The sequence below is a fragment of the Chryseolinea serpens genome (genome assembly GCF_900129725.1).
Classification (GTDB): domain Bacteria; phylum Bacteroidota; class Bacteroidia; order Cytophagales; family Cyclobacteriaceae; genus Chryseolinea; species Chryseolinea serpens.
Genome location: NZ_FQWQ01000005.1, coordinates 12339 through 27712, shown reverse-complemented (window position 1 = coordinate 27712; position 15374 = coordinate 12339). Strand labels below are relative to the sequence as shown.

18 protein-coding genes are annotated in these 15374 nt (G+C 50.1%); 9 read left to right on the top strand and 9 right to left on the bottom strand.

Going from position 1 to position 15374, the window contains the following annotated elements:
- Positions 1–16 precede the first annotated feature (16 nt).
- The 3 genes from BUB30_RS28040 to BUB30_RS28030 form a co-directional block, all read right to left on the bottom strand.
- Positions 17–427 carry an NTF2 fold immunity protein gene (locus BUB30_RS28040; RefSeq protein WP_084138447.1) on the bottom strand — a complete coding sequence of 137 codons (411 nt, stop codon included), beginning with the start codon at positions 425–427 and terminating at the stop codon, positions 17–19.
- 67 nt (positions 428–494) lie between these two features.
- Positions 495–1073, bottom strand: coding sequence for a hypothetical protein (locus BUB30_RS28035; RefSeq protein ID WP_073141336.1), 579 nt, complete (start codon positions 1071–1073; stop codon positions 495–497).
- A gap of 58 nt (positions 1074–1131) precedes the next feature.
- The gene (locus BUB30_RS28030; protein WP_073141334.1) at positions 1132–1884 is read right to left on the bottom strand and encodes a DUF4262 domain-containing protein; all 753 of its coding nucleotides are present in this window, start codon (positions 1882–1884) and stop codon (positions 1132–1134) included.
- 214 nt (positions 1885–2098) lie between these two features.
- Between BUB30_RS28030 and BUB30_RS28025 the strand changes: the two genes are divergently transcribed.
- Positions 2099–2911 (top strand): class I SAM-dependent methyltransferase, encoded by an 813-nt coding sequence (locus tag BUB30_RS28025; RefSeq protein WP_073141332.1) that lies wholly within the window; start codon positions 2099–2101, stop codon positions 2909–2911.
- 45 nt (positions 2912–2956) lie between these two features.
- On the opposite strand, the gene BUB30_RS28020 is transcribed toward BUB30_RS28025, so the two are convergent.
- From BUB30_RS28020 to BUB30_RS28005, 4 genes are all read right to left on the bottom strand, one after another.
- Complete coding sequence (locus tag BUB30_RS28020; RefSeq protein ID WP_143165119.1) at positions 2957–4831, bottom strand: STN and carboxypeptidase regulatory-like domain-containing protein; 1875 nt, start codon at positions 4829–4831, stop codon at positions 2957–2959.
- Positions 4832–4838: 7 nt separating this feature from the next.
- The gene (locus BUB30_RS28015) at positions 4839–5846 is read right to left on the bottom strand and encodes a FecR family protein (RefSeq protein ID WP_073141326.1); all 1008 of its coding nucleotides are present in this window, start codon (positions 5844–5846) and stop codon (positions 4839–4841) included.
- Between the two features lie 4 nt (positions 5847–5850).
- Positions 5851–6429, bottom strand: a complete 579-nt coding sequence (locus tag BUB30_RS28010) for an RNA polymerase sigma-70 factor (protein ID WP_073141324.1) — start codon at positions 6427–6429, stop codon at positions 5851–5853.
- Positions 6430–6573: 144 nt separating this feature from the next.
- Positions 6574–7167 (bottom strand): hypothetical protein, encoded by a 594-nt coding sequence (locus tag BUB30_RS28005; RefSeq protein ID WP_073141322.1) that lies wholly within the window; start codon positions 7165–7167, stop codon positions 6574–6576.
- Positions 7168–7290: 123 nt separating this feature from the next.
- Between BUB30_RS28005 and BUB30_RS28000 the strand changes: the two genes are divergently transcribed.
- The 4 genes from BUB30_RS28000 (at position 7291) to BUB30_RS27985 (ending at position 10130) form a co-directional block, all read left to right on the top strand.
- Complete coding sequence (locus tag BUB30_RS28000; RefSeq protein ID WP_073141321.1) at positions 7291–7905, top strand: DUF4254 domain-containing protein; 615 nt, start codon at positions 7291–7293, stop codon at positions 7903–7905.
- A gap of 65 nt (positions 7906–7970) precedes the next feature.
- Positions 7971–9002 (top strand): glycosyltransferase family 9 protein, encoded by a 1032-nt coding sequence (locus tag BUB30_RS27995; RefSeq protein WP_143165118.1) that lies wholly within the window; start codon positions 7971–7973, stop codon positions 9000–9002.
- Positions 8999–9547 (top strand): GNAT family N-acetyltransferase, encoded by a 549-nt coding sequence (locus BUB30_RS27990; protein WP_073141319.1) that lies wholly within the window; start codon positions 8999–9001, stop codon positions 9545–9547. The genes BUB30_RS27995 and BUB30_RS27990 overlap by 4 nt, the downstream gene beginning before the upstream one ends.
- Positions 9519–10130, top strand: a complete 612-nt coding sequence (locus BUB30_RS27985; protein WP_073141317.1) for an HAD family hydrolase — start codon at positions 9519–9521, stop codon at positions 10128–10130. The genes BUB30_RS27990 and BUB30_RS27985 overlap by 29 nt, the downstream gene beginning before the upstream one ends.
- A 21-nt stretch (positions 10131–10151) precedes the next feature.
- Here the strand turns inward: BUB30_RS27985 and BUB30_RS27980 are convergent, their stop codons facing one another.
- Together BUB30_RS27980 and rocD are read right to left on the bottom strand one after the other, a co-directional pair.
- Complete coding sequence (locus tag BUB30_RS27980; RefSeq protein WP_073141315.1) at positions 10152–10862, bottom strand: hypothetical protein; 711 nt, start codon at positions 10860–10862, stop codon at positions 10152–10154.
- A gap of 144 nt (positions 10863–11006) precedes the next feature.
- Positions 11007–12245, bottom strand: a complete 1239-nt coding sequence (rocD, locus tag BUB30_RS27975) for an ornithine--oxo-acid transaminase (protein ID WP_073141313.1) — start codon at positions 12243–12245, stop codon at positions 11007–11009.
- Between the two features lie 266 nt (positions 12246–12511).
- Here rocD and rmuC point away from each other — a divergent pair, with 266 nt between their 5' ends.
- The 4 genes from rmuC to BUB30_RS27955 all read left to right on the top strand — a co-directional run bounded on the left by rmuC (position 12512) and on the right by BUB30_RS27955 (position 15100).
- Positions 12512–13831, top strand: a complete 1320-nt coding sequence (gene rmuC / locus BUB30_RS27970) for a DNA recombination protein RmuC (protein WP_073141311.1) — start codon at positions 12512–12514, stop codon at positions 13829–13831.
- Between the two features lie 77 nt (positions 13832–13908).
- Positions 13909–14283 carry a co-chaperone GroES gene (locus BUB30_RS27965; RefSeq protein ID WP_073141309.1) on the top strand — a complete coding sequence of 125 codons (375 nt, stop codon included), beginning with the start codon at positions 13909–13911 and terminating at the stop codon, positions 14281–14283.
- A 194-nt stretch (positions 14284–14477) separates the two neighbouring features.
- Positions 14478–14897: a Uma2 family endonuclease gene (locus BUB30_RS27960; protein ID WP_084138445.1), complete on the top strand. Its 420-nt coding sequence runs from the start codon at positions 14478–14480 to the stop codon at positions 14895–14897.
- A complete protein-coding gene (locus BUB30_RS27955; protein WP_073141307.1) occupies positions 14897–15100 on the top strand; it encodes a hypothetical protein in 204 nt (67 codons plus the stop codon). The genes BUB30_RS27960 and BUB30_RS27955 overlap by 1 nt, the downstream gene beginning before the upstream one ends.
- The last annotated feature ends 274 nt before the right edge of the window (positions 15101–15374 follow it).

The window sequence follows — 15374 nt, the reverse complement described above, 5'->3', positions numbered from 1 at the left end:
TGTCGATTTTATGCAATCATCTATAATGTACAATGCTCATTACTTTAGCATCTCTAGCATCGAGGATGATTTCAAACCCCCCACCGTCGGAAAGCCTAGGCACTGAACCCGATATAAACCAATAGCCGCCTATTTTATGAACGCCATAGGGTCGTTCGCTCAAGATTCGCTCTTTTCCATACACCTCAAATAATATCGGTTCGGCAATTTTTACAGCAGTCTCAGCTGTCGCGATCAGGGTACTGTTGTGGTAAACCTTTGCCCACGACCTCTCGCTCGTATCCATCAAGACCTCTCTAACCCTCTTCTCCGCAAACTCAGACGGTAGGCCGGCTTCCCATGGGGTTTTATAATAATAATTGACCATTGCAGTAAGTCCAATGACAAAGAGTAACCCAAAAATATATGGGGTATAGTTTACTTTCATTTGATGTAGATATTACACAGCACAATACTCATTAACCGCCTTCCGATAGCGCGTTGAACTCATTTCACTATTTAAAGTCGTTTATCAGCCAATGAGCCTTGTGTTTTATTAACGTAAATGTGCTAGTCCCTGCCATATACTCTTTATCCCCATCAACCGATCTGAATTTAATTGTCGCTTCAATTTTGCCATCGCTTAGTTTATTGAGTCCAACTAATTCCGCCCCGTCGATGGGGTCCATTCCTGCGCCCCATTCATACGTATTGGAGAACGCACACTTTATGCTTTCAAGGTCATCCAATTCGAGGCCGGCCAAAGTGCCAAACGGAATTGATTTCAAATTGTCAACACAGGGTTTGTAGTCGTTTAATTTTCTTTCAATAAAGTCATTCGCGAATCCGTATTTTTTTAAGCCCTCCCGATAGTTTTTGAAATCCAGCGTTGTCATTCCATTTTTAAGTTTGACGAAGTTTGGATTGAATTTTATATTCAATTCTTTATCCCTGATCAGCCCTGCATACCATGTGTAAAAACCCTCAATTTGGTTTTTAATGTCAACAGAGTCTTTTGGATTGATCCGCTGTTGCGCCTTACCGGTTACGGTGACACTAAACAGTATCAAAAAGAGTATAATGTTGTTGGTCATGTTATTGGCGGCAGGCTATTCATCTACGCCTTATTCCCTGTTACAATTGCCTGAAGATTCATTCCTCTTCAATTTTGCTACGTGTCCATTGTGCGCCGATGGATTTTCGCTCTGCAGCCTCTCCATAGTCTAGGCTAAATACCTCGTTGAGAGTCCTGTCACGAAGAATCAATTGTTCTAGCGCCACGATCTTTATGTCCTCTGGCATTTGGTCGCCCGTGAGAAATTGCCAGTCTCCGTCAATGTCGTGAACTACCCGAAGAATAGGCTTTCGAAGCTCCAGCCATTGCCTTGTCGTGAAAGTCGCTAAATTTTTTGCTTCTCTGAATTTAAAGTCCACGTTTCTGTCTAGCAAAGGTTGTTTGTAAACAAATTCCTCTTCAAAGTCAGCATCCCAAGGAAAGCGATCCGATCTGTCTGTCCAAACCAATTGCAAAGCCGGAAATGTTTCATGGTCGTTGTACCAAAGACCGTATCCAAAGTAGTCCTTTAGATTTTCCCCGTGAACGCTAATGAATTGAGTCCTACCTTTTTTAAAAAAATCATCGTAATCATGTGAGGTCTGAATGATATCCCCAGACTTAACTTTGTCGCCAGCTATATTGAGAATAGCGCCTAGTGTTTCTGTTTTGAGCCCAAGGGAAATGATCTCAGGGTGCCCAAAGGTCTCCCAAAGCCCGATTGTGTAGGCAAATGATGGCAAATAGGCGGTCGACTGAAATAGCGCTATATACCAACCGTGTTTTTCAACAATCTCCTTAATTGATTTTTCCGTTTCTTTATCGTGTTGTTTGTGCTCTTCCTTTGTCATCAGAGAATATTAAAATGTGGTACCGGCCAAGGTTGTACATGGGCAGAATCGCAGTTATGCTAGCCAATATCTACGAAATTTCAAGTATCTCAAAATGGAATAATTAGTTTTCCAACAACACCCATGACGCCAGCTCACAACAAAACCGCACACTCCATTGCGTGGCCGCGCAACTTTCTAGATTCGTTAGCCGTAATGTCAAAGACCCAACGCCATGGAAAGAGACAAAATCAAACAATTCTATTCCCACGAAATCGAAAAATCCCGATTGGAGCTCGAAGCCTTTAAACTCGAGGGACTCAGAACCAAGGAAATCATAAGCAGATTTCTATTAAAAGACAAAATGCGCATTGCCGACATCGGAGGAGGCGCGGGCTACTATGCCTTTTGGCTCCAGGAAAAAGGACATGAAGTCAGCCTCGTAGATCTGTCTCCAAAGAATATCGAATTGGTAAATAAGCACTCCAAGGATACTGGAATACAACTCACCCGTTCCGAAATAGGAGACGCCACGGATCTGAATTTCGAAAAAGAACAATTCGATTTAGTTCTTTTATTAGGACCGCTTTATCATTTGACCGATAAAAAAGAACGGCTAAAAGCACTGTCCGAAGCAAAGCGAATACTAAAACCTGGCGGCGTCCTTTTGGCGGCCGTCATTTCAAGGTACGCTTCTTTGCTTGATGGATTTAGGAGGGACCTAATTAACAATGACCATTTTGAAAAAATGCTCATCGACGATTTAAAAACCGGTATTCATTTAAACGAAACCGAAAATTTAGAATACTTCACCACAGCCTATCTTCATACGCCATCGGAAATAAAAAGCGAGATCGCGGAAAGCGGGCTGACGTTTGAAAACCTAACAGCCATTGAAAGTTTTGGATGGTTCATCGACGACATAAAAACAAAATCCAAAGACGCAACGTATATGGCAAAATTGCAAAAGGTTTTACATATGGTAGAAACAAATGAAGACATCATCGCGATGAGTCCTCATATCATGGCAATCGCACGCAAAGGATGATCAAATAAATATTGGCGAGGGCAGGCGACGGTTAAGTCTTCGCCGCTACAAGAACCGCAACCCGATCTTCCCACCCAACCACATCTTCATGTTCATGCCGTTGTTGTAGGTGTGATCGTAAAAAATGTTTGGCGTATAGTCAGTAAATAACTCAGGATAGTTCGAGTATTTCGTGTCCGTCACATAACCGTTCAGCGTCACGCCAACCACCAAGGCGACCTTGCGTATCGGTTCCATCTCCACACCCACAAAAACTTTGTTGATCATGTTCACGCCCTCAATGGTGTTGCCCTTCAACACCTGGTTGGACGTGAGGTCCACGTTCAGGCTCAGCCACCGGTTCAGCCGGGGCGCGGTGCCTACACCATAACCGAAGGTCCAAGTGGTCTCTTCGCCTTTGAACGTATTGGGTTTGGCGCCTGCCGTGAAGATGTTGTAGAACTGATGCACGCCCGTGCGAAAGGCCACATTGGTATAAAAAATCTCATCGGCCGAGAACTCGATCTTGTGATAGCCTTTCAACACGAAGCTGAACAAACCGACAGGCACCCCGTGGATGGTGTCCGAGATGTTGATTAACCCGACCTGTGTTCCCTTCACCCGTGTAGCATAATTCAACAGTCCCGACACCTGGGCGCCTTCCAACGTCGAACCCGCCACATTGAGCAGACCCGCGACTTGCGCTCCCTTAGCGTCGCGCGCCGCAAAATTCAAAAGGCCCGCAAGTTGCGCGCCGTTCATTTTACCACCCGTGAAATTCAGCAACCCTGCGACTTGAGCCGGCCCCGCATCGTGGGTGGAAAAATTAAAAAGTCCGGCTAAGTGCGGACCTTTCTGTTCTCCTATTGTCATGTTCCCTAACCCTGCCAGGTGCCAACCATACGATTGTCGATGCGTGTAGTTGAACAACCCCGCGGCCGAAAACTTCCCCGACGAGTTGTTGTCGGCATTGATGAGCCCGGCAAACTGGACGCCGGCCACCGAATCTTTAACTGCGTTGATCAGCCCCGCCATCTGGACCCCCTTCACCCGCCCACCGACTGCGTTGAGTGCGCCGGCGAGTTGCCAGCCCTTTACATCGCCTCGGTCTATATTGAAGATCCCCCCTAATTCAAACTTGTTCACGCCTTTGGCGACGCCCCCGAAAATGTTGTAGGAGTAGTCATTCACCACGCTGGCGCTCAGCTTGTGGTTCGTTCCCACAAAGGGCACAAGCGAAAATTGCTGTTTTCGATATAGCGTATCGCTCACGTTGGCAGTGTTGATGGACTGCATGATCTTGGTCTCCCAAAACCGCTTCAGTTTTCCTTTCACGCTGTCGGCCAATATCCGCATCTTTTCTTTGTCGATGTGAATCGGGATCTTCATCAGGCCGTTCTTATCGGTCACCGCTACCAGGGTGTCGGTGTAGTTGGCTTTGTTTACGGCCAGGATCAGGTTGGGCGAGGGCTTGTCGATCTTGATCTCGAAATAACCATAGGAGTCGGTGATGGTTGAGTTGAGCGAAACCGGGTCATACACGCTCACATTCTTCAGGCGTTGTCCGGTGGTCTCATCCACCACATAGCCGGTATAGAAGCGTGCATCGCTGCTGGAGGAACTGGTGGCGGCCTTGGTGAGGATGATGTATTTATTCCGGGCTTTGTATTGAATGGTGCCCTGAAAGATCTTGTCCAGGATCTCGCGCACCGGCGTGGCCGTGAAGCTCATCGTGATCAGCCGGTTGGAATTGACCAGCGCGGAATTGTAGGAAAATGTGAAGCCGCCTTCGCGTGCGATCTTTCGCAAGGCCATGTCCAGGGGTTCCTGGGTAAACGAGACGGTGATGGTCCTTTCCAACAGCGCCCGCGATCCTTGCGCGCGCATCAACAGGGGCATCGACAAAAGAAAGAGTACGGCGATGCTTGTCGTTCCTTTCAAAAAATGCTTACGGATTCGCACAACCAGACCCCTCCAATATGATTTGTCCACCCGCCTCTTTCGCCGTCACGCCCAACGTCTCCTTGATCACATCCACGATCGCATCCAGGTTTTCATTGTTAAACGAAACCGTGAGCCTGCAATTTTTTATGTTCTCACCCAGCACGATCTTCCGGTCATAGACTCCATTCAACGCCTCGGCCACGGTCACCAGGTCGGTGTCGCTGAAGCTAAAGAATTTCGTTTTATAGGACAGCACGTTTTCTTCGGGTTGATCGATGGTGAACTTCTTTGTTTTCTTATTATAGATGCCTTTGCCGTTGGCGCGCAGATAGACGCCCGAATCCTTGTCGGTATAGAACATCACTTCTCCTTCCTCCACCACCACTTCCACAATTTCAGAATCGGGATACGCTTTCACGTTGAAGGCCGTACCAATGTCGCGGATGTAGACGTCGGCGATCTGTACCACAAAGGTCTTGTCGTCTTCGTGGTGGATGTTGAAGTAGGCCTCACCTTTCAGCTTCACGGTGTGGGTCTTCTTTTTCTTGTCGTAGGCGTAGGTGAGCTTCGTTTCGCGGTTCAGGAAAACATCGCTGCCGTCGGGCAACGTGTCGGAAGCGGTTGCCCGGTCGGTGGCCACCTCCACGGGTGGGGTAGTGGACGGCGACAGGAAGGTATAGGCAAACCATCCCACGCCCAATACGACGAGGATGCTGGCGGCCACGCGCCAGTAGACGGACATGCTGGAGCGGCTGCGGAGCGGAACAACGTTGTCCCTGGCCGGGTGCTTCATGGAGTGTTTCAGCTTATTCCATGCGGCATCCGTGTCAAACGTCTGGTAGCCCTTCACCGTGGCTGCCTTCTGGAAAATAGTTTTGAGTTGGTCGAAGTAGCGTTGGTTGCCCTCGTCTGCTTTGGCCCACGATTCCACAAAGGCAATTTCCTCTGCGCCGGCCTCTCCCGCCAGGTATTTTCCAATCAGGTCATCAATATCGTTCAGGTTAGTATTCAAGTCTTTAGTTTAAAAATCCGTTCATCAGCACGATCAGCAAGGGAAGATAATCCTTCAGTTGGTCGCGCATGATCTTCAATGCTTTTCCCATTTGGTTTTCCACCGTTTTGATGGAAATATCCAGTTGCTCGGCAATCTCCGAGTATTTTAATTCTTCGAAGCGGCTCAGTTTGAACACCAGCCGGCATTGTTCCGGCAGTTTGTCCATGGCCTTGTATATTTTGGTTTCCAGTTCCGATGCCATCACGGTGCGGGTGACCGACTCCACGCTGCGTTCGGCCACGGCCAATTCCATGGTCACATGTTGCTGTTTGATCTTTTCGTGTTTCAGCACGTTGAGGCTGGCGTTGCGCACCATGGCGTAGAGATAGGGTTTCACGCCGGTGTGGATGGACAGGTTATCGCGTTTTTCCCAGACGTTGAGAAAGGTGGATTGAACAATTTCCTCGGCTTCGTCGCGGTCCTGGACGAAGGTGTAGGCGTAGTTGCAGAGGGGTTGGTAGTAGGTCCGGAATAGCATCTCAAAGGCAGTTATATCTCCTGATTTCAGCGTTGTTATAAGCTGGTCTACCGATACTTCCACTGCGTTTGGTTATGTTATCAGCGAAATTTACGGCTTTGCGGCTTCGGGGTTATGACAATCGGGAAAAGATTTACCCCTATGGCTGAAAAAAGATTTTCACCGGAAGGCCAAAAAAGGTCGAAATCGCCATTTCTGAACACCGGTCTATGGCTCTTCGCCCACCCAAAAGAGTTGGCGGGAGCGAATACTGACCAGCCCAGGCCGATGGTTTACCAGGAGTTCATTTTCCGTCTCCAATCCCTGCAGATCGAACACCTGGGAAGGCGCGCTTTTACGCAAATGCAGATGGACGCCGCCAGGATACCATTTTTCAAACTGCCCTGACGGAATGGCCGACCATTTCAGGTGCTCCTGGAGGATACATACCTGGAGACGGGGAGAAAATTTTGCAGCCTCCTCAAAAACATCGTCCGTTGTGGATAAAATATTGACGGCGGTCTGGCCCCGGTCGGCGAGCACCGAGAGGCCTTTGGTTAAAAAAGATTCTCCTGTCAGCAATTCCGTTATCGTTACCGGCGCTTGTTCTGAGAGCATTTGCGCCGCGTGGTGCGCCTGGCCGGGTGTGGCCAGTGCGATATCGATTTTAATGCCCCATTCCTGTACCTGTTCCAGGGCGCTTTCGGCCACCAAAACCAGGGGTGCCCACTCCAGCAACGATGCCGCGACGGCGAAGGGTAACGCATCCAACACAAACAACGCAGGCTCCTGCCCTTCTTTTACAAAATGATGCGACGACATGGCAATGTGTGGGGCAGATTGTTTTTAAATACGATTCTCTTCCTAACTTCATGGCGGCAATTGACCCCCCAGGGCGATTCCGCGCACGGCAATTTAATTAAATTGCAACCCTAATTTTTCAATATGCTATCATCAGCCGACGCCTATAAAGTTTTTCAGCGCAGCATCGACGATTATCACGTGGCCGACCATGTGGACACACCGTCAAAAAATCCGTATCCCGCCAGCAGTTTCGAAGCCTTGCTGTATGCGAAGAACTGGATCGACACCGTGCAATGGCACCTGGAGGACATCATCCGTCTTCCGGATATCAATCCCGTGGAAGGCATTGCCATCAAGCGGCGCATCGACAAATCGAACCAGGACCGCACCGACCTTGTGGAAAAGATCGACGACTATTTCCTGGAACAATTCCGGAACGTAACGCCCGCCCCACAGGCCCGCATCAACTCCGAAACGCCGGCCTGGCTGCTGGACCGCATGAGCATCCTCATGCTGAAGATCTACCACATGAAAGAACAAACCGAGCGGAAAGACGCCTCTGCGGAGCACATTGCCAAAACCAAGACCAAGCTCAACGTGTTATTAGAACAACAACACGACATGGCCCTGGCGTTCGACGAAATGATGGAAGACATCGGCTCGGGCAAACGCCGTTTCAAGGTCTATCGCCAAATGAAAATGTATAACGATGCATCGCTCAACCCGATGTTGTATGCCAATAAGAATGTTTCGTAGCCAATTCATGTTTTACAACTAACCGATATTACATTCCGGACGTGGCCTTAAAAAAGATACTGGTTTTGAGATTTTCCGCCATGGGCGATGTGGTGCTGCTCGTGCCCGTGGTGCGCGCGCTGGTGGAAACCTATCCCGACGTGGAGGTGACGGTGGTGACACGCCCCAAATTTGCATCGTTCTTCACCGACATCGAACGCGTGGTGCCCTTCCCCGCCGACGTGGACTATACCTACACCGGCATCTTTGGCATGCGCGAGCTGTTCAAAAAATTGCTGCGCAAAGGAAACTACGAAGTGGTGATGGACATGCACGACCACATCCGCACCATGATGCTGCGCAGCCTGTTCAAGATCTTCGGCATGCCCGTGGTCGTGTTTGAAAAAGGACGAAGCGAAAAACACACGTTCACGCAAAAAGAAAACAAACGCACCGCGCCGCTGCCCCACACCGTGGAACGCTACCGCAAAGCTTTTGAAAAAGCCGGCTATCCGTTCACCATCGGCTCGCCACCCTACATGGTGCTGAAGGATACCACCCGTGAGCAAGCCAAAGAATGGCTTGCTAAAAACAATCTCGTCAAAAAAGAAAAATGGATCGGCATCGCGCCGTTTGCCATGCACATCTCCAAGATATGGCCGCTGCAGAACTACGCCGATGTCATGGGAAAAATGATCGCAAAGGAACCTGTCAGGTTTTTCCTATTTGGCGGCGGAGACAAGGAGATCGCTTTTTTTGAGTCTTTGAAAAAGCAATTTCCCGACCAGGCAGTGATTGTGGCGGGACAGTTGAAGCTGAAGCAAGAGCTTGCGCTGATGCAGGAACTGGACGCCATGCTCTGCGTAGACTCATCAAACATGCACCTGGCCGCCTTGATGGGCATCCCCTTGCTCTCGGTTTGGGGTGGAACCTATCCCGATGTTGGGTTCGGTCCTTTCCGCAAAGGCGAGGAAAGCATTATACAGATCAGCCGCGAGGAACTCTCCTGCCGGCCCTGCTCGGTGTATGGAAAAGAAAAATGCCTGCGCGGCGATTTCGCCTGCCTCACCCGCATCACCCCCGACATGGTGGTGGGCCGGCTGGAGGGGTTGAAGTGAAACCCATCATCGAAACACCCCGCCTGGTGCTCCGCGAATTTGTGGAAGCCGATGCCGGGGACATGTTCGAACTCAACAACGATCCCCTCGTGATCCGCTACACCGGCGACCCACCCTTTGCCTCGGTGGAGGCAACAAAAATTTTTATTCAGCAATACACGCAATACAAAACTTCGGGCTACGGACGGTGGACCACGCTGCTCAAGGATCCACAAAACCGGCATCCACTGGCCTACCTCGGTTGGTGCGGCCTGAGCTACAATGTGGCTCGCGACGAAACTGATCTCGGCTTCCGCTTTGTGCAGAAATATTGGAACAACGGCTTTGCCACCGAAGCAGCCCGGGCCTGTCTGGACTATGGTTTTGACACGCTGCACTTGAAAAAGATCATCGGCCGGGCCATGAAAGAAAATACAGCCTCCATCCACGTGTTGGAAAAGATCGGCATGACCTTCGAAAAGGAATTTGAAGCGCACGGTGCATCCTGCGTGAAATATTATCGTACACATTCACAACATGAAGACTATCGACACCGTGATCTTTGACCTGGGCGGCGTGCTCATCGACTGGAACCCACGCTACCTCTATCGCAAAATCTTTAAGACCGAAGAAGAAATTTCCTGGTTCCTCGACAACATCTGCACGGGCGAATGGAACGACAAACAAGACGGCGGCCGCTCCTTCGAGGAGGCCACTGCCGAACTGGTGGCCCTGCACCCAACCTTCACAGAACCCATCAACGCCTGGTATGGACGCTGGCAGGAAACCATCCAGGGATCGTTGCCCGGAACGGTGGAGATCCTGAAAGAAATAAAGGGCGCGTCACGCCACCGGTTGTATGCGCTCACCAACTGGTCGGCCGAGACCTTTCCCTGGGCGCTCGACAATTTTGATTTTCTCCATTGGTTTGAAGGCATCGTGGTGTCGGGCGTTGAGAAAACACGCAAGCCGTTCCCGGATTTCTATCACATTCTTTTCGAACGCTATGGCATAGATCCCAACCGCGCCGTGTTTATCGACGACAACATCAAGAACATCGTTGCGGGAAATGCATTGGGTTTACGCACGATCCATTTTCAATCACCGGAACAACTGCGAACGGAGTTGCTGGCGTTGGGCATTCTTTGAATGGAGGCCGATCTAAACAGGTCAGTCCTGCGGCTTCACGCGTTTGCTTTTTACACTGTCTTGCTTCGCACTATCAGCTTTAAGCGTGTTGGCTTTAAGCATATTGAATTTCACAGGTGTTGAATTCTTTACCTTCGGAGGTCGGTAAGATGCCTCGTGTTTTTTTTCGCCTTTTATGATCTCGAAGATTCCCTTGCCGGATTTGCTGGAAAAAAATGTGACGCCTTGCGGTCCTTCCAGCGCCGCCTCAAAGCGTCCAAGGGTGTTGAGGGGCGGCGGGGGAGCATAGGCGCCCAGCCCCTTTAGTTTAGTACTGTTTTCTTTTGCTGCCTTCACTTCCACGGATTCCACAGCATCGCCCTCCATCAGTTTTGCTTTGAACGCTTCTTCCGTGTCAAACGGCAATACGCGAACTTCCTTCAATATCCTGACCCTTGGGATGAGCGCAATTTTCAGATGGTTGTGAATGCCGGCATAGTACACAAATACAAAAGGCTGATAGTTGACGTGGGAGAAATAGAGACTGTCGCCACTGGACAGCAGGAGAGAAAAGATCCCATTTTCAGCAGAGATCGTTCCATATCGCTTGGTCGACACATGCACATCGGAAATGGGAAGCTGGTACAAAGAATCGATCACCACGCCAAAGACCCTTACGCTGCTACCGTCATTGACCTGCGAAAATGCGCTCAGGCACGACAAGAGCAATCCTCCCAAAGCCAGTTTTTTCATAACGGACACCGGTTTAGGGATAGGATGCACGAGGGTGCAGAATAGTTCTAAGGGCACGTGGCCCTCAGAAGCATCTCCTGGGAATTATAAAGTCTTTGTAAAGTGTGGCCTTGATTCAGGCCATACACTACTGGAGAAAGGTCTTTACTTTTTGAAATTCAGAACACATCTTTCAATGATGTCACAGCATTCGTGGATCTGCTCTTCCGTGATCACCAACGGGGGGGCCAGGCGAATGATGTTGCCGTGGGTAGGCTTTGCCAGCAAACCGTTTTTCATCAGGTCTACACAAAGATCCCACGCCGTGTCGCTTTCGGGTGTGTCGTTGATGACGATGGCATTCAATAAACCTTTGCCTCTCACTTTTGTGATGAGGGTGGTTTTCTTCAGCAATTCACTCATGCGGTCGCGGAAGATCACGCCGAGTTTGCGGGCGTTCTCTGCCAGGTGCTCATCCTTCACCACTTGCAACGCTTCCATGCACACCACAGCCGCCAGCGGATTGCCGCCAAAGGTGGAGCCGTGTTCGCCAGGTTTGATGACGAGCATGATCTCGTCGTCGGCCATCACCAAAGAGATGGGCAACACGCCGCCCGACAAAGCCTTGCCCAGGATGAGCAAGTCGGGGCGCACGTCTTCGTGTTCGCAAGCCAGCATTTTGCCGGTGCGGGCAATGCCGGTTTGGATCTCGTCCATCATCAGCAGCACGTTGTTTTTGCGACATAGGGTTTCGGCGGTTTTCAAGTAGCCTTCGGATGGAACATATACGCCGGCCTCGCCCTGGATGGGTTCGATCCAAAGGGCGCAGACGTTCGGGTTAGCCAGGGCCTTTTCCAAAACGGCCGTATCGTCATACTCCACCACCTCAAAACCAGGCATAAAGGGCCCAAAGCCGTTGCGCGACGAAGGGTCGGAAGATGCGGAGATGATCGTGGTCGTGCGGCCATGAAAGTTTTGTTTCACGGCGATGATCACGGCCTGATCGGTCGGGATGCCTTTTTTTGTATAGCCCCACTTGCGGGCCAGTTTGATGGCGGTTTCGTTGGCTTCGGCGCCGCTGTTCATGAACAGGGCCTTGTCGTAGCCAAACGTCTCGCACACATATTTTTCGGCGATGCCAAGCTTGTCGTTGTGGAACGCGCGCGAGGTCAACGTCAACTCCCGGGCCTGGCCAATCAGCGCGTCGATGATGCGCGGGTGGCAGTGGCCTTGGTTCACGGCGCTATAGGCGGAGAGAAAATCGTAATAGCGCTTTCCTTCCACGTCCCATAAGAACACGCCTTCGCCTTTGCTGAGGACCACGGGCAGGGGATGGTAGTTGTGCGCTCCATATTGGTCTTCCAGCGTAATAGCCTCCTGGCTTGAGTTGATCGTTTCCACCATAAAATCCTGTTTAATAAGCACTTTCGCACTCCTCACAAATCTATCAAATCGCGACCGGAAACCCTACATTTCCGCCCCATCCCAACCCAAAGAAAGTAGCCAAACCAGCTTTCGTTAGGGCGTGTAGAGGAGCGTTTGGCGCCGGCCTCGTATTGAACGATTTGATGCCGATTCAGGGTTTCACCTTCAAAGCAGGAAGGACGGCCGGTGGCGAGAAAAAGCGCGATTGTTTGGCCCCAGTCCAATCCTGAATATCTTTACGGCACATGGAAATTATCGCATTATTAGTGGGCATTGGCGGAGGGGCTGTGGCATCGTGGCTTATTTTAAAATATAAATATGCCGCGGAAGCACAGGCGCACACTTCCGTGATCCTCGTGGAACAGGAAAAGAACAGGACGCTCCAAAACCAGGTGGCCGAACTGCGACAGGAGATCGACCGCGAACGACGCAAAGCGCTGGAGGTGAGCCAGGCCCTCGCCAGCGTGGAAGCCGACTATCGCAACCTCCAGGAAAAACTCGTGGATCAGAAAAAGGAAGTGGAGTTGCTGAACGAAAAATTCTCCATCCAGTTCAAGAACCTTGCCAACGAGATCTTCGAAGACAAGAGCAGAAAATTCACCGACCAGAACAAGTCCAATATTTTCGACTTGCTAAAGCCGCTGGGAGAAAAGATCGTGCAATTCGAAAAGAAAGTCGAGGAAACCCATCGCGACACCATCACGCGCAATTCGGCGTTGCGCGAACAACTGGAAAACCTGCAAAAGCTGAACGTGCAAATGACACGCGAAGCCGAAAACCTGACCCGCGCCCTGCGTGGCGACACCAAAGCCCAAGGCGCCTGGGGCGAGTTTATCCTGGAAAGCATCCTCGAAAAATCGGGCCTGGAAAAAGACCGCGAATATTTTGTACAGGAATCCTTCACCACGGCCGAAGGACGGCTGCGCCCCGATGTGGTGATCCGGCTGCCGGAAGGAAAGCACGTCATCGTCGACTCGAAAGTGAGCCTTACAGCCTACAACAATTTTGTGAACGCCGAGGCGGATCAAGACAAAGTGTTGTATCTGAAAAGCCACCTCATCTCCATCCGCCAGCACATGAAATTGCTCGGCGACAAAAATTATCAGCGCAACATCACCGACAACAGTCCTGACTTTGTGATCATGTTCATTCCCATTGAACCGGCCTATATCCTGGCCATCCAAAGCGAAAAGACCTTGTACGAAGAAGCGTTGGAGAGGCGCATCGTTTTTGTGAGCCCGACGCTACTCATACCGTCGCTGCAGTTGATCAAGAACACCTGGAAGCAGGAGTATCAAAACCGCAACACCGCCGAGATCGTGCGGCAGGCTACGGGACTCTACGAAAAATTCAAGGGCTTCACCGAAGATCTGATCGAGATCGGCAGTTCCCTGCGCAAAACGCAACTGAGTTATGAGAGCGCCATGAGCAAACTCACCTCGGGCACGGGCAACCTGGTGCGCCGCGTCGAAGAATTTAAAAAGCTCGGCATCTCGCCCACCAAAAATGTGGACCAACGTCTCATCGACCGCGCCACCGACCAGGCTGATCTTTTTGACAAATAAGACCCGCCGAAAAGGCCTCCATCTGCGAAAGCAAAATTTTCTAACCTTAATTTCTTATCGATACATAATTTTGCATTATGAAAATCACGGCTGACAATAAATTAAAAAAACTGATCGTCGTTGGCGACCGGGTGCTCATCAAACCCGGCAAACAATCGGACAAGACCGCCAGCGGATTGTATTTACCACCCGGCGTCCAGGAAAAGGAAAAAATTCAAAGCGGCTATGTCATCAAGGTTGGTCCAGGCTATCCGTTGCCCCTGCCGGCCGACGAGGACGATGTGTGGAAAGGAAAAGAAGATTCCGTAAAATATCTTCCGCTGCAAGCACAGGAAGGCGATCTCGCCATCTTTTTGCAGAAGGGAGCCATCGAGGTGATCTATGAAGAAGAAAAATATTTCATTGTGCCTCAGGCCTCTATCTTAATGTTGGAGCGGGAAGAGGATTTGTAAGGGAATTGTGAGGGTGATTTCTTAATTTTCGCTATGAACTCGCATCAATTCAATCGGTTGTACCCCAATGGCGTTTCGGACGATGAATTATTTATCTTTTGTCAAACGTATCCGGAGTTGAATATCGAGCGGGAAGTGAGTGGTAAAATTATTGTGATGTCACCCGTTGGAGACGATTTGATCAGAAGAATCTTATCCTTTCCGGCCTGTTTTACTACTGGTCGTCGACGCGTGAGCACCTGGGGAAAGCCTTCGATTCCTCAGCAGGATTCACGTTACCCGATGGATCGATGCGCTCTCCCGACCTCGCCTGGATCGGGATGGAGCGATGGAAAAAGCTACCGGAGCACGACCGCACGAGGTTTGCACACATCTGCCCTGATTTCGTGGTTGAATTGCAATCGCCGACCGACCCTGTGCAAACCCTGCAAACCAAAATGGCGGCATGGATAAATAATGGATGCCAGCTGGGTTGGCTCATCGATCCGAAAAACGAAAAAGCATACGTCTATACTCCGGGCAACGCGCCGGAAGAAATACACGGTTTTCACCACAAGCTCTCCGGCGGCACACTGCTCCCGGAATTTGAACTCGATCTTCTAAAATTGAAATAATGGCAGGTCTTTCTTTCGACGTATTGCGGGCAGGACGAAAATATCGCCTCATCAATTTTGGTGAGAAGAGCGAATTCGTCATCGAAAAGATCCTGGTGGGCGGCGATTTCAAAGTAAAAGACCTGGTCACACTGGAACGCTATCATCTCAAAGACCTCTTCGCCTACGGGCGGGGGAAGGATTTTTTGTTGGAAGAAATTTGAGTTGAAATAACCCCAGCCTTAAAGATCAAATTAAGACGCGTGTCAGCAGACGCTCCGGAAACTTAATAACCCTGGCCTCCAGTATGCACACATCTTGAATAACCCCGGACTGAAGTCCGGGGTTATTCATATTTCTTTTTGAAAGATGTGGGCATAGACTAGGCCTTCAGGCCAGGTTAAAGACATCTCATTGGTACGGGCTTAACCCTGACCACAGTGGCGATTTTTTTTTCACTCCATAAAATGTCTGCTTAAGCAACATCTTCGACATTTT